This is a genomic window from Dactylosporangium aurantiacum (assembly GCF_000716715.1).
Lineage (GTDB): Bacteria > Actinomycetota > Actinomycetes > Mycobacteriales > Micromonosporaceae > Dactylosporangium > Dactylosporangium aurantiacum.
The window spans coordinates 1-212 of sequence record NZ_JNYJ01000217.1; the positions used below are offsets into that span (position 1 = coordinate 1).

The window sequence follows — 212 nt, forward strand, 5'->3', positions numbered from 1 at the left end:
CTGGTGTTCAGCCAGGTCGGTTTGATCAACTCGTATGTGGCGTTGATCCTGTCGTTCACCACGTTCACGTTGCCGCTGTGCGTGTGGATGTTGAAGGGGTTCTTCGACACCATCCCGGATGAGCTGATCGAGGCGGCGAAGATGGACGGCGCCGGTCAGGGCGCCATCATCCACCGCATCCTGCTGCCGGTGTCGCTGCCCGGGCTGGTCGC

At 62.3% G+C, this 212-nt stretch carries 1 protein-coding gene; it reads left to right on the plus strand.

Annotation, left to right across the window (positions count from 1 at the left end; translation table 11 throughout):
- Nucleotides 1-212 (plus strand): ABC transporter permease subunit (locus tag OP18_RS50980; RefSeq protein WP_033368093.1); only part of this gene is annotated, 212 nt, incomplete at both ends.